We start from the raw sequence: 13,600 nt of genomic DNA, 5'->3' as shown, positions 1-13,600 counted from the left end.
TCACTCGCAGTCTGACTGCTCGTCTTAGGGCTAGGTTAAGCAATGCTTACCCAGCCTGATCTTTCTTTATCTATCTACTTTCAATACAGCTAAGAAGGCTTCTTGTGGAATTTCTACACTTCCCACTTGTTTCATACGCTTCTTACCTTCTTTTTGTTTCGAAAGAAGTTTCTTCTTACGAGACACATCGCCGCCATAACATTTTGCTAAAACGTTTTTACGCATTGCTTTAACAGTAGAACGAGCAATAATTTGTGCACCTATTGCCGCCTGAATCGCCACATCAAACATTTGACGTGGAATCAAGTCTTTCATTTTTTCAACTAAAGCAATACCACGATGGCGTGCATCTTGACGATGGCAGATCATGGCTAAAGCATCTACCTTTTCACCATTAATTAATACATCAACCTTAACTAAGGCTGAACTTTCAAAACGGACAAAGTTATAATCCAATGAAGCAAACCCACGCGAACATGACTTTAACTTATCAAAGAAATCCATCACGACTTCAGCCATTGGAATTTCAAAAGTAACAGAAACTTGATTACCCAAGAACTTCATATCTTTTTGAACGCCACGACGTTCAATACACAATGTCATTACATTACCCAAGTATTCTTGAGGAACAAGAATATGACACTCTGCAATTGGCTCGCGCAAATCTTCAACTGTCGAACCGTCAGGCATTTTTGATGGACTATCGATATAAATCGTCTCACCTTTCTTGGTGACTGCTTCATAAATCACAGTAGGTGCCGAACTGATTAGATCAAGATCATACTCACGCTCTAATCGTTCTTGCACAATCTCCATGTGCAGCATACCTAAGAAGCCACAACGGAAACCAAAGCCTAAAGCATCTGAACTCTCAGGCTCAAAGAATAACGCCGAATCGTTAATTTGCAGCTTTTGTAAGGCCTCACGGAATGGTTCAAAATCACTTGAATCAATCGGGAACAAACCTGCATAGACCTGTGGCTTTACCTTTTTAAATCCTGGTAAAGTTACAACTTCAGGTGTAGATGCAAGCGTAATGGTATCACCCACTGGCGCACCAAAAATATCTTTAATCCCTGCGATTACGAAGCCAACTTCACCAGCTTCCAAAATGTCAGTTTCAGTATGTTTTGGATTAAATACACCAACTGAGGTTACTGGATGCGTTTGTCCAGTTGACTTAACCAACATTTTATCGCCCTTGCGGATACGACCTTGTTTGATACGGACCAACGAGACAACACCAAGATAATTATCGAACCATGAGTCAATAATCAAAGCTTGAAGTGCTGCATCACGATCACCTTCAGGTGCTGGGATTACATCAACTAAACGCTCTAAAACCCCTTCAACACCTAAACCAGTTTTTGCTGAACATGTTGGTGCATCAGTTGCTTCAATCCCAATAATTTCCTCAATTTCATGAATTACACGCTCCGGCTCTGCTTGCGGCAAATCAATCTTATTTAAGATCGGTAACACCTCTAAACCCTGCTCGATAGCGGTATAGCAGTTTGCTACGGATTGAGCCTCAACACCTTGTGCTGCATCAACAACCAATAATGCACCTTCACATGCTGCCAAAGAACGTGATACTTCATAAGAAAAGTCTACGTGTCCAGGAGTATCAATAAAGTTCAACTGATATTCTTGACCATTTGGATGCGTATAATACAACGTCACCGATGCAGCTTTAATGGTAATCCCACGCTCACGCTCAAGCTCCATCGAGTCTAGTACCTGAGCTTGCATCTCACGATCTTGTAGACCACCACACATTTGAATAAAACGGTCAGCCAAAGTTGACTTACCATGGTCAATATGTGCAATGATCGAGAAATTGCGTATATTTTTGATATCTACGGTTTTTTTAGCTTGCGCCATGGGTTACCTTGAGAAAATAAATCGCCCTATACTTTTAAAAAGTTATGAGCCAAAGCGGTTTAACAAAATTGTTGGGGATTATAACAGAACGACCTTTCAAAGTATTCAAAATAATTTTCACCGCTCTAAACCAAACTGCCATGATTTCATGGTTTAAACTTGCTCATAAAGAACAGAAAAATCAAGAGGGTTCAAATCTGTTGAAATCGGCTGGTAAGCTTGGATAAAGCTGGGAGACATACGCTTCGGACGACCAGTTGCAATTTCAATACAAGCCCACTTTGTTTTTCCTAGAAATAAAACGCTTTGATCTTTTTCGCGATAAAATGCGTACTGCCTAAAAGAGTACAATGCATTAATATCATCTAGCCAAGTGCGTAAAATAACTTCCTCACCTTCCAGCGCTGCTTTGCGATATTGAACATAATGTTCTACTGCAACCATTGCATGTTTAAGCTCCAAATATTGGGCTAAACCTAAACCTAAAGTTTCGATATGTGCAGCAGCAACATCTTGCATCCACTGAACATACATCACATTGTTGACATGACCAAGGACATCAATATGCTCAGGTTGAACGCTTATTCTTAAATCAAAAATCGTACTCATTTCTCGTCATACTTATACATCAACATGTTGCAACATACAGTAGTTGAAACAAATCAAGATTACAAAATAAAAACCACTCTAAATAGAGTGGTTCTTATGACTTTATACAATGTTATTGTAGACGTAGGCCTAAGATCGCACGTTGTCCTTGACGGATAATCGCTACACGAGCAACACTACCTTTTGGCAATCCAGCAATTACTCTCGCAAAAGTTGCACTGTCATTAATTGCTGTACCGTTGACTTGTAGAATGACATCACCAGCAACAATATTAGATAAAGAAGCGAGGCCCCCACGCTGTACCTCTTGTACAAGGATACCGCCGCGTACATCTAAACGAGATTGCTCAGCGGGCGTAAGATTTCGGATACTCATCCCTAAGCCACTCGTTGGACTATTTTTATCACCAGCTGCAGGCGTATCGTCAGGCGCTGTACTTAATGTCGCAGAAACAGTACGAACTCTCTCATCACGCAAAACTTCTAATCGAATGGTTTGATTCGGAGAAATACGATTCAAGGTATAAAGTAAGTCACTGGTTCGAGAAATTGACGAACCATTAATTTTCAAGATCACATCCCCAGATTTTAATCCCGCTTTTTCAGCAGGTGACTTTGGTGCAACTTGAGTAATTAACGAACCTTCAGGTTTCGGCAACTTATAAGCCTCGGCAAGGTTGCGATCAATATCTTGCAACATGATGCCGAGATAAGAGCGAGTCACTTTACCATTAGCTTTCAGTTGTTGAACAACATCCATCGCAACATCGATTGGGATCGAGAACGACAATCCCATATACCCTCCCGTACCACTAAAGATACGAGAGTTTACGCCAACAACTTCACCTCTTTGATTGAATAACGGGCCACCAGAGTTACCTGGGTTCAAAGCAGCATCTGTTTGAATAAAGGGAACGGACGTTTCACCACTCATATTACGTGACTTAGCGCTTACAATCCCTGCTGATGCTGAATAATCAAATCCAAATGGTGATCCAATTGCAAGAACAGGTTCACCTACTCGTAACTGGTTCACATCCCCAACTCTGAGCTCTGGAAAATTCGTCCCTTCAACCTTCAGCACGGCGACATCAGTACGCTCATCGCTTCCTACCAGAGTTGCATCAAATTCACGACGATCATTTAACGTAATACTGATACGTGAAGCATTTGCAATCACATGATGATTTGTCACAAGATAGCCATCTTTACTGATAAAAAAAGCACTACCAAATGCAGTCTTCTCTTGAGGTCCTTGTCGCTGAGGAATAATGACCTGATTGCCAAAAAAGCGTCTTAAAATTTCAGGTACTTGTTGCTGCAACAACTCTTCCTGAGTCATTTTTTTCACAACATTGACACTCACCACAGCAGGGCTTACCTGCTCAACCAGATTTGAAAAATCTACTGGCGCTGCAGCATTGACTTGAGCAGCGGCAACTGTAAATACCGCAGCATACATTCCTTGTTGTAAATAGCGACTTTTCATGAAGCAAGAACCTACAGATGAATGATCAAAAAAAATTTAAGACTATGTTTTTAGCATAAGCCCAACATAATTTTCGTAAAAATATGTTTATATTTTCAAGGCATAGAATAGAAATCTCCCATAAAATATGAAGAAATTATGAAGAGCCTTAAGTTTACGAATACGTATCAGCGATCTACCCAAACAATTTCTTAATTTTTCTCGATTTACTTCAAAACATCTGTATTGGATAAACCACTATCTCACATTTCATTCGCTAAAAAATCACTCAATTCTAGGCAGATTGGCCCTTGCCTTTTTGATAAAAAAGCGTTGTCATTAGCAAACGTTTAAAACTGAAGCAGATTGACATGCCTGATTTAAAAACAATTCACCATTTTGATGTGATTATTGTGGGCAGTGGCGGTGCAGGTTTAAGTCTTGCGCTCTCTTTACCAAGTCATTACAACATTGCGATTTTAGCAAAAGCAGCCTTAACAGAAGCCAGTACCTTCTACGCGCAAGGTGGTGTCGCTGCGGTATTAGACGAAACAGACTCCATTCAACAACATATTAATGACACTATGATTGCAGGCGGGCATCTATGTGAACTAGATGCTGTCAAACATACAGTTGAAGGAGGAAAACCTTCTGTTGATTTCCTTCTTGGGCAAGGTGTGCAGTTTACTTTAGACGATGATGAACAACTTCACCTCACTCGTGAAGGTGGCCACTCTCAGCGTCGTATCATTCACTCTGCTGATGCTACAGGCAAAGCTATCTCAACCACTTTGGTTGAGCGCGCTAAAGAGCGTGAAAATATTACAATATTTGAAAATTACATTGCGATTGATTTAATCACCCTGCACAAACTGGGTCATCAAAATCAAAAGAATCGTGCGATTGGTCTATATGCACTGCATGAAGATAGCGAACAAGTTCATACCTTTTTAGCACCATTTACTGCCCTCGCCTGTGGCGGTGCAATGAAAGCGTATCTGTATACTTCAAATCCTGACATTGCAACAGGTGATGGTATTGCTATGGCCTATCGTGCAGGTTGCCGTGTAGCCAATATGGAATTTAACCAATTCCATCCTACTTGTTTATATCACCCGAAAGCGCGTTCTTTCTTAATTACCGAAGCAATGCGTGGTGAAGGTGCATATCTGCGTTTACCAGATGGCGAACGTTTTATGCTGCGTTTTGATGAACGTGCCGAACTTGCACCGCGTGACATTGTGGCACGTACTATTGACCATGAAATTAAACGCTTAGGTATTCGTCACGTTTGGTTAGACATTACGCATAAATCACCTGAATTTATTACTGAACACTTCCCTACACTGTATGCACGTTTGCTTGAGCTTGGGATCGACATTACCAAAGACATGATCCCTGTGGTTCCTGCGGCTCACTATACCTGTGGTGGTGTCGTCGTCGATGAACATAGCCAAACTGATTTAGATGGCTTATATGCGATTGGTGAAACCTCTTATACTGGTTTACACGGCGCAAATCGTATGGCGAGTAACTCATTACTTGAATGTTTTGTCTACGGCATGAGTGCAGCAGAAGATATTCAGAGCAAATACAACACAAGCTTTGAGTTTCCAGATGTACCATCTTGGGATGAATCTCAAGTCACCGATGCAGATGAAGATGTGGTCATCCTGCAAAACTGGGATGAACTACGTTCAACGATGTGGAACTATGTCGGCATCGTTCGTACGACGAAACGTTTACAACGTGCTTTACACCGTATCGAAATGTTGAAGCGTGAAATCAATGAATACTATCAAGATTACCGCGTCAGTAAGAACCTGATCGAATTGCGTAACCTCGTTTTAGTTTCGGAAATGATTGTACGTTGTGCGATGGAACGCAAGGAATCACGTGGTTTGCATTACACACTGGATTATCCTGAGCTTTCTAATGAAATTCGTAAAACAGTGTTAACGCCACCAAATTTTAAGGTGGAACAACCGTTGGTGAATGAATAACACCCAATTTATTCATCTATTATTTTTAATTGGCACTGCCTCATATAAGCAGAATAATTAGATCTCGTTTGTATAGGCAATACATTACTTTGAAGGATCAAAGTAATCAAAATCCATTGTTGGGCAGAGGGTACATCCTTGTTACCCCTGTCCAACTGGCTGCATCCATGCCGCCGATCTCGATAGTGAATAACAACTTGAATTCAAATACTAAAAATCAGGCTATTTTCAGATTTACTATTGCTTAACGTCTATTTCAAATATTGCAGCGCCTCTCCAAACACAACATCCGCATTCTGTGTTGCATCCAAACGTTTGATCCGTTCCGGCTCTGCTTGCCATAAAGTCTCATAACCTGCACGAACTTTAGCAAAGAAACTCAATTTCTCTTGCTCAAAACGATCCAATGCACCACGCTCTCGTGCACGGGTCATTCCCAACTCAATCGGCGCATCCAGCCAAAAGGTGATATTCGGCATTTTCGCGACAAAGGTTTGATTTAACAGTTGCAACTTTTCCTGACTTAAGCCACGACCAGAACATTGATAAGCAAAGCTGGCATCAGTAAAACGATCACTCAGCACAATCTTGCCTGCTTCTAATGCAGGTAAAATCACTTGCTGTAAATGCTGTGCACGGGCAGCGTAAATTAATAATAGCTCGGTATCATGACTCATTTGCTCTTCATGATTCACTGCCAATAATAAAGAGCGAATTTGTTCCGCCAAAGGTGTACCACCCGGCTCACGGGTTAATACGACTTCTTTACCTTGCTGTTCAAAATACTGATGAATTTTACGAATCAGCGTGGTTTTACCTACGCCTTCGGTACCTTCAAAGCTAATAAACATTTACTGTTGCTCCTGCTTCTTGGCACGTAAAACCGCCAAATACTCTTGTACTGCACGATTGTGATCTTGCAAATTGGTTGTAAATTTATGCCCACCTGTGCCTGTTGCAACAAAATAAAGATTCTGCGAATCATCAGGATGCATCGCCGCTTCAATTGCTTTTTTACTTGGCAAAGCAATCGGTGTTGGAGGTAAACCGAAAATGGTATAGGTGTTATATGCTGTTGGTGTCCGTAGGTCATTACGTGTGATATTACCTTTGTAATTGTCTCCCATACCATATATGACGGTTGGATCAGTTTGCAGGCGCATGCCTATTTTTAGTCGACGAACAAACACACCTGATACTTGCTGTAACTCGCTATCCAAACTAGTTTCTTTTTCAATAATCGAAGCCATAATTAATGCTTCATATTTATTTTTATATGGCAGATTAGCCGCCTTATTAGCCCATGCTTCATCCAATGCTTTCATTTGACGACGATATAAATCCGTCAAAATTTTCTTGTCTGTTTCACCTTTCGCAAAAAAATAAGTATCCGGTGCAAATAATCCTTCAGGATGAGCATAGGAAATATCTAAAGCTTTTAGTAATTGATCTTGAGGCAAATCTAAAATTGTATTGGTCACATTCGGATCATTTTTTAACTTCTGTACAAGTTGCTTGAAGTTTGTCCCTTCGATGACCAATATTCGATTCATTTGAGCATTATCTGCATTGGCAAGCATATCCAGCACTTGACGAACACTCATCCCTTTAGTTAGCTCATATACACCAGCTTTCATACTGTCATGTATCATAAATTTCTGATAGAGCTTTAAAATGATCGGGAAACTTACCTTCTGTTCTTCAGCCAATCGATCAATGAAACGAGAATATGTATCTCCAGATGAAATCACTAATAATTGTTTTTTATTCTCCATTGGATAAGGCTTAAATAAATTTGCCCATATCACGCCAAAGACCACCATCGTAAAAACACAGATAAATACAAGAAATGCTTTAAAGGTAAATCTTGATTTCGGCTTTGCTTTTAGTTTTTTCTTACTTTTGCTTGAGTTTGGTGGCTTTGGCATATTAATCAATCTGGCTAAGTTTTAAAGTTTCAAATAAATCAAGGTATGGTTGTTGCGCTAACGCGCGATCATTCAATCGTACAACCGCTCGCATCGGATGCAATGCATTGCAAAAAAACAGGTTTTGAATACGATCAATCTCATCCATGCCGATACAACGTTGTTCGCATGACACATTGTATTGTTGCATTCGAGATAAGATTTTGGCTCGCATCACACCGTGGACGCCATTATAACGAAGTTCAGGCGTAATCCACTGATCATTTATACGAATAAAACAATTACTGCTCACCCCTTCTACGATATAACCCTGCACATCACTGACTAAGGCTTCTAGCCACCCCCGTTGATCCGCTTCTTGCTTAAGCAAAACTTGTTCAAGACGATTCAATGTTTTTAAACCTACAAGGTGTGGCATGTTTAAACCCAAGGCATGATTGAGTAAGCCACTCTCAATCCATTCAGGCTGAAAAGCTTGCATTACTTTGGGGTAATACCACACATAAAGATCAGCAGCATGTAAAGGTAGACTGTAACCACGATCACCTTCACCGCGGCTAATCACAACTTTGAGTGTGCCATTTAGGCTTTGAAATTGCTGTTGTAATTGTTCAAAAACCTTGTCGATCAAGGATAAATCAGTTTTTAAACTCAAATGCTGGCAAGCTAGTTGTAAACGTGCAAAATGCAGTTCCTTTAACTCAAAACACCCATCAAAAATACGCGCAGTTGTAAAACAACCATCTCCATAATGAAATGCCCGATCAAGTAAAGGAATGGAATCAATTAACTGTCCATTTTTATAGCATTGCATGATCTAAGCACCTTTTCAGTTTATCAGAATCAAAGTTTAAAAGCGAATAACTCTTTGATTTTGAAAAATTATAACAACTAAAACACTGAAATAAAAATTTATTATTTATCAACGATTCAGCATAACTTATCACATTTATATATTTCTCTTTTTTTCATAACAAATGCTTTTTTTATTATTTTTTTTGCAAAAAAACCAGCGTTATGCTGCATCCATATTCTAAATGCTTATGTAATTTCAAGGGGTTTTTATGCGTTTATCTCAGCTCAAAGTTGGTCTTTTGGCTGCTTTACTTTCAGCATCCAGTTTGGCTGCTCAAGACTTTTTAAATGTCTCTTATGATCCAACACGCGAGCTATATACAGATTTTAATAAACAATTTGGTAGCTTTTGGAAACAACGTACTGGACAAGATATTAATTTCAAACAATCACATGGTGGTTCTGGTAAACAAGCACGTGCCGTTATTGATGGTCTAAATGCCGATGTCGTAACTTTAGCTTTAGCTGCGGATATTGATGAAATTGCCAAAAATGCAAAATTGCTACCTAATGATTGGCAGAAAAAATTACCAAATAACTCAACGCCGTATACGTCTACCATCGTATTTTTAGTACGAAAAGATAATCCTAAGCAAATTAAAGATTGGGGTGATCTAATTAAGCCGGGCGTAGAAATTATTACGCCGAATCCAAAAACGTCAGGTGGCGCTCGCTGGAATTATTTAGCAGCTTGGGCTTGGGCAAAACATCAGCCCAATGGTAACGATGCCAAAGCACAAGAATTTGTCCGCCAAATCTATAAACAGACCAAAGTACTTGATTCTGGTGCACGTGGTGCAACAACCACATTTGCTGAGCGCGGCATTGGTGATGTTTTATTGGCTTGGGAAAATGAAGCATTCCTTGCAATACGTGAACAACCAAACAAATTTGAAATTGTCGTTCCTTCGCTCTCGATTTTGGCAGAGCCTCCCGTTGCAGTGGTAGAAAAAAATGCGACTAAAAATGGCAACCTACAAATTGCACGTGGTTATTTGAACTACCTCTATTCACCAGCAGGTCAGGAAATCGCTGCACGTCATTTTTACAGACCACGTAATGCCGATGTACTGAAAAAATACCAAAGCGTATTTAAGCCGCTCAAACTAATCACCATCGACAAAGAATTTGGCGGCTGGACCAAAGTGCAGAAACAGCATTTTGATAATGGCGGAATCTTTGATCAGATTGTTAAGGCAAACAGCCGATAAGAATTACTTTTAGAAGAAATTCTCAGGAGAGCAGACATGGTTCACACTTTAATTGTTCCGGGTGTAGGTGGTAGCGAAGCACAGCATTGGCAGTCTTGGTTACAGCAACAACTGGTGTCTAGCTCTCGTGTACAACAAAAATATTGGGATCGACCAGTATTAAGTGAATGGGTTACCGAGTTTCTCAGCGCATTAGAAGCAATCAACTCTCCAGTCCAAGTTGTTGCACATAGTTTTGGTTGCTTAACCAGTGTCGCAGCACTTGCAGAACATCCTGAATTGAAAGCTAAAGTAAAAAATCTAGTGCTAGTCGCTCCAGCAAATCCTGCACGTTTTGGTGAAAGTGGTTTTGCACGCCACAGTTTAACTGACTACAAACAATATTTTCATCAACTTCAAATTGATTTACCGACGACTTTATTGATCAGTGAAAATGACCCATGGTTAGGTTATGTCGATGCTTTACAACTCGCACAAGCATGGGAGCTCACCCCGATCAATTTAGGTGCTGTTGGTCATGTCAATGTGGCATCAGGATTTGGTCCGTTTCCAGAAATCCTGAATTACTTATTGCCTGAAAAAAACATGCAACCGCGAACTCGAATGCCTCAGGCAAATTTTAATGTGAAATTTGCCTAACTCTCGCTCCTTATATTTTTATATTTAGCTTATTTGCTTGTTTAGCAAACATTTCTCTTTGAGGAAATATCATGTCGCAGCGTTCCCGAGTGCTGCCTGGGTTTGGCCTATCCTTAGGCTTTACCCTCGCTTACGTGTCTTTAATCGTACTGATCCCTTTATCAGCCGTCTTTATCAAATCTTTTGGAATTGGTTGGGACGGGTTATGGGAAATTCTAACGTCAGAGCGAATCTTAAAATCATTACAACTCAGCTTTAGCGCTGCGCTGATCGCTGCTTTTGTCAATGTGATCTTTGGTTTACTCCTAGCGTGGTGCTTAGTTCGCTATAGCTTCCCTGGTAAAAGAATAGTAGATGCTTTAGTCGATTTACCCTTTGCCTTACCTACAGCAGTTGCAGGTATCGCGCTCACCTCACTCTATTCTAAAAATGGATGGATTGGACAATATCTTGAACCATTAGGAATTCAGGTTGCCTATACTCCGATTGGTATCACGTTGGCATTGATTTTTATTGGTTTACCGTTTGTTGTTCGTACTGTACAACCCGTTTTGAGTGATATTGAAACAGAACTAGAAGAAGCTGCTTCCGCATTGGGTGCAAATCGTTGGCAAACCATTACCAAAATCATTTTGCCTATCTTATTTCCTGCCTTACTGACTGGTTTTGCTCTGGCCTTTGCTCGTGGCGTAGGAGAATATGGCTCTGTGATTTTTATTGCGGGCAATATGCCTTATAAAACTGAAATTGCGCCTTTAATGATTATCTCTCGTTTAGAAGAATATGATTATGCTGGTGCAACAACCATTGCTGTAGTCATGCTGATTCTCTCTTTTGCCATTTTATTCTTAATTAATTTAATACAGGCATGGGCGAGCCGTCGCACAGGGAGAGTTGCACAATGAGTTTAAATAACAATAGCAATGCTTTAGCACTCAAATTACAGGCTCGAGATGCAACTCGTGAGCCGACTTGGGTCCGCTATAGCTTGATTGGCATTGCACTTATCTTTTTTCTAAGTTGCTTAATCTTGCCACTCATTTTGGTTTTTGCAGAAGCATTTAAGCAAGGTCTAGCCGTTTATATCAATGCTTTAACCGATGCAGATACCTTATCAGCAGTGAAATTAACTTTATTGACAGCAGCGATTGCCGTACCAATTAATGTAATATTTGGTGTTGCTGCAGCATGGTCTGTCGCTAAATTTCAGTTTCGTGGTAAAGCCATATTAACCACCATTATCGATATGCCCTTTTCAGTATCACCGGTCATTGCTGGTTTAATGATTGTTTTAATTTTTGGCTCACAAGGCTGGATCGGTGGTTGGCTCATGGATCATGACATTAAGATTCTATATGCCGTACCCGCAATTGTCCTCGCCACAATCTTTATTACCGTTCCTTTTGTGGCTCGGGAACTCATTCCATTAATGGAAGCCCAAGGTACTGAAGAAGAAGAGGCTGCAATCGTATTGGGTGCCTCTGGTTGGCAAACCTTTTGGAGAGTGACTCTACCGAACATCAAATGGGGTCTTATCTACGGTGTCATTCTGTGTAATGCCCGTGCGATGGGTGAGTTTGGTGCAGTCTCTGTTGTTTCAGGACATATTCGCGGTGAAACCAATACTTTGCCTCTACACGTTGAGATTCTCTACAACGAATATACCTTTAGTGCTGCATTTGCTGTGTCTTCATTACTGGCATTTTTAGCAATCATCACCTTGATCTTGAAAACTTGGTTGGAAATCCGCCAAGAACAAGCAAACAGCCAACCCATTAAGGAATGAACACATGAGTATTCAAGTTAAAAATATTGAAAAACACTTTGGTGCATTCCATGCGCTAAAAAATATCTCTTTAGATTTTCCTGAAGGTGAATTAGTTGCATTACTGGGTCCTTCAGGCTGTGGAAAAACCACATTATTGCGCATTATTGCAGGCTTAGAGTCAGCAGATGGCGGTCAAGTGTTACTTGAAGGTGAAGATGCAACCGACATCCACGTACGCGAACGCCAAGTAGGTTTTGTGTTTCAACATTATGCGCTATTCCGTCACATGACTGTTTTTGACAATATCGCATTTGGTTTACGTGTCCGCCCAAGAGCAACTCGACCATCAGAAGCCGAAGTTAAAAAGCGTGTAACGCGTTTACTCGACCTCGTTCAACTGGGCTTTTTGGCAGATCGTTATCCAGCTCAGCTTTCGGGTGGGCAACGCCAACGTATTGCTCTTGCACGTGCGCTTGCAGTTGAACCTCGTGTGTTATTACTGGATGAACCTTTTGGTGCCTTAGATGCTAAAGTTCGTAAAGAACTACGTCGTTGGTTACGCACCCTACATGATGAACTACATATCACGTCTATCTTTGTAACCCATGACCAAGAAGAAGCATTAGAAGTTGCTGATCAAATCATCGTCATGAACAAAGGAGATGTTGAGCAAATTGGTTCTCCCCGTGAAGTCTATGAAAAACCAGCGACGCCTTTTGTATTTGATTTCTTGGGTCAAGCAAATCGCTTCGAAGGCGAACATACTGGCGGTATTATCCGTATCGGTGATGATCGCATTCAACTACCAACAGCGGTACAAGCACCTCAAGGTAAAGTGATTGCATTTGCAAGACCAAATGAATTGCATATTCACGCTCAACCTCAAGCAAATACCATTGAAGCAACATTTTTACGCGAAGTATGGATTGCAGGTAAAGTCATCGCTGAATTACAAGATCGCAGTGGACGTACTATCGAAATTTTATTAAGTGTAGAGGAAGCAAACTTACATCAATTCAAACCGAATCAAACGGTTTGGATTAGTGCTGCCCAGCTTCATTTATTTGCAGATCAAACAAGCATACAAGTTGCTTAAGAATCACTCTCCCCACCGTCCGTTGAAAGGAAGGTGTCCACAAAAGCAATAAATTCCATGCTTTTGTGGAATTTTCCCTTTATTAAATGAGGATTTAGGGAAATATAGAGATAAAATGCTTTCGAATTACCATGCTTTT

The 13,600-nt window shown here is 40.5% G+C and carries 12 protein-coding genes; 6 read left to right on the top strand and 6 right to left on the bottom strand.

All coding sequences use genetic code 11. The features are described from left to right. Positions 1-66: 66 nt before the first annotated feature. The 3 genes from lepA to F2A31_RS04970 form a co-directional block, all read right to left on the bottom strand. Positions 67-1,884, bottom strand: a complete 1,818-nt coding sequence (lepA, locus tag F2A31_RS04980) for a translation elongation factor 4 (protein ID WP_150025456.1) — start codon at positions 1,882-1,884, stop codon at positions 67-69. 153 nt (positions 1,885-2,037) lie between these two features. Then, a complete protein-coding gene (locus F2A31_RS04975; RefSeq protein WP_150025455.1) occupies positions 2,038-2,493 on the bottom strand; it encodes an acyl-CoA thioesterase in 456 nt (151 codons plus the stop codon). A 112-nt stretch (positions 2,494-2,605) separates the two neighbouring features. Beyond that, on the bottom strand, positions 2,606-3,982 hold the full coding sequence (locus F2A31_RS04970; RefSeq protein ID WP_150025454.1) for a Do family serine endopeptidase: 1,377 nt from the start codon (positions 3,980-3,982) through the stop codon (positions 2,606-2,608). Between the two features lie 344 nt (positions 3,983-4,326). Here F2A31_RS04970 and nadB point away from each other — a divergent pair, with 344 nt between their 5' ends. Further along, a complete protein-coding gene (gene nadB / locus F2A31_RS04965) occupies positions 4,327-5,964 on the top strand; it encodes an L-aspartate oxidase (protein WP_171490635.1) in 1,638 nt (545 codons plus the stop codon). Between the two features lie 251 nt (positions 5,965-6,215). On the opposite strand, the gene tmk is transcribed toward nadB, so the two are convergent. The 3 genes from tmk to pabC are packed head-to-tail and all read right to left on the bottom strand — an operon-like array spanning position 6,216 to position 8,706. Next, complete coding sequence (gene tmk / locus F2A31_RS04960; protein ID WP_150025452.1) at positions 6,216-6,815, bottom strand: dTMP kinase; 600 nt, start codon at positions 6,813-6,815, stop codon at positions 6,216-6,218. Continuing rightward, a complete protein-coding gene (gene mltG, locus F2A31_RS04955) occupies positions 6,816-7,892 on the bottom strand; it encodes an endolytic transglycosylase MltG (RefSeq protein WP_150025451.1) in 1,077 nt (358 codons plus the stop codon). Position 7,893: 1 nt separating this feature from the next. Further along, a complete protein-coding gene (gene pabC, locus F2A31_RS04950) occupies positions 7,894-8,706 on the bottom strand; it encodes an aminodeoxychorismate lyase (protein ID WP_008941792.1) in 813 nt (270 codons plus the stop codon). 250 nt (positions 8,707-8,956) lie between these two features. On the opposite strand from pabC, the gene F2A31_RS04945 reads away from it, so the two are divergent. The 5 genes from F2A31_RS04945 to F2A31_RS04925 all read left to right on the top strand — a co-directional run bounded on the left by F2A31_RS04945 (position 8,957) and on the right by F2A31_RS04925 (position 13,461). Then, a complete protein-coding gene (locus tag F2A31_RS04945; RefSeq protein WP_005084562.1) occupies positions 8,957-9,958 on the top strand; it encodes a sulfate ABC transporter substrate-binding protein in 1,002 nt (333 codons plus the stop codon). 36 nt (positions 9,959-9,994) lie between these two features. Next, entirely contained in the window at positions 9,995-10,597 is a 603-nt protein-coding gene (locus F2A31_RS04940; RefSeq protein WP_075315178.1) for an RBBP9/YdeN family alpha/beta hydrolase, read from the top strand. A 71-nt stretch (positions 10,598-10,668) separates the two neighbouring features. Next, positions 10,669-11,502 carry a sulfate ABC transporter permease subunit CysT gene (gene cysT / locus F2A31_RS04935; RefSeq protein WP_004640046.1) on the top strand — a complete coding sequence of 278 codons (834 nt, stop codon included), beginning with the start codon at positions 10,669-10,671 and terminating at the stop codon, positions 11,500-11,502. Next, entirely contained in the window at positions 11,499-12,383 is an 885-nt protein-coding gene (gene cysW, locus F2A31_RS04930; protein WP_005084559.1) for a sulfate ABC transporter permease subunit CysW, read from the top strand. Before cysT ends, cysW begins: the two co-directional genes overlap by 4 nt. A 4-nt stretch (positions 12,384-12,387) precedes the next feature. Then, on the top strand, positions 12,388-13,461 hold the full coding sequence (locus F2A31_RS04925; protein ID WP_150025450.1) for a sulfate/molybdate ABC transporter ATP-binding protein: 1,074 nt from the start codon (positions 12,388-12,390) through the stop codon (positions 13,459-13,461). The last annotated feature ends 139 nt before the right edge of the window (positions 13,462-13,600 follow it).

Origin of the sequence: Acinetobacter suaedae, from assembly GCF_008630915.1 — a bacterium.
GTDB classification, from domain to species: domain Bacteria; phylum Pseudomonadota; class Gammaproteobacteria; order Pseudomonadales; family Moraxellaceae; genus Acinetobacter; species Acinetobacter suaedae.
Note: the sequence above shows the minus strand (reverse complement) of the source record. Positions and strands in the feature narration are given on the sequence as shown.

Bases quoted from the DNA above. Each gene is read 5' to 3' on its own strand.
- lepA (WP_150025456.1), bottom strand. From the start codon at position 1,884: ATGGCGCAAGCTAAAAAAACCGTAGATATCAAAAATATACGCAATTTC.
- F2A31_RS04975 (WP_150025455.1), bottom strand. From the start codon at position 2,493: ATGAGTACGATTTTTGATTTAAGAATAAGCGTTCAACCTGAGCATATT.
- F2A31_RS04970 (WP_150025454.1), bottom strand. From the start codon at position 3,982: ATGAAAAGTCGCTATTTACAACAAGGAATGTATGCTGCGGTATTTACA.
- tmk (WP_150025452.1), bottom strand. From the start codon at position 6,815: ATGTTTATTAGCTTTGAAGGTACCGAAGGCGTAGGTAAAACCACGCTG.
- mltG (WP_150025451.1), bottom strand. From the start codon at position 7,892: ATGCCAAAGCCACCAAACTCAAGCAAAAGTAAGAAAAAACTAAAAGCA.
- pabC (WP_008941792.1), bottom strand. From the start codon at position 8,706: ATGCAATGCTATAAAAATGGACAGTTAATTGATTCCATTCCTTTACTT.
- F2A31_RS04945 (WP_005084562.1), top strand. From the start codon at position 8,957: ATGCGTTTATCTCAGCTCAAAGTTGGTCTTTTGGCTGCTTTACTTTCA.
- F2A31_RS04940 (WP_075315178.1), top strand. From the start codon at position 9,995: ATGGTTCACACTTTAATTGTTCCGGGTGTAGGTGGTAGCGAAGCACAG.
- cysT (WP_004640046.1), top strand. From the start codon at position 10,669: ATGTCGCAGCGTTCCCGAGTGCTGCCTGGGTTTGGCCTATCCTTAGGC.
- cysW (WP_005084559.1), top strand. From the start codon at position 11,499: ATGAGTTTAAATAACAATAGCAATGCTTTAGCACTCAAATTACAGGCT.
- F2A31_RS04925 (WP_150025450.1), top strand. From the start codon at position 12,388: ATGAGTATTCAAGTTAAAAATATTGAAAAACACTTTGGTGCATTCCAT.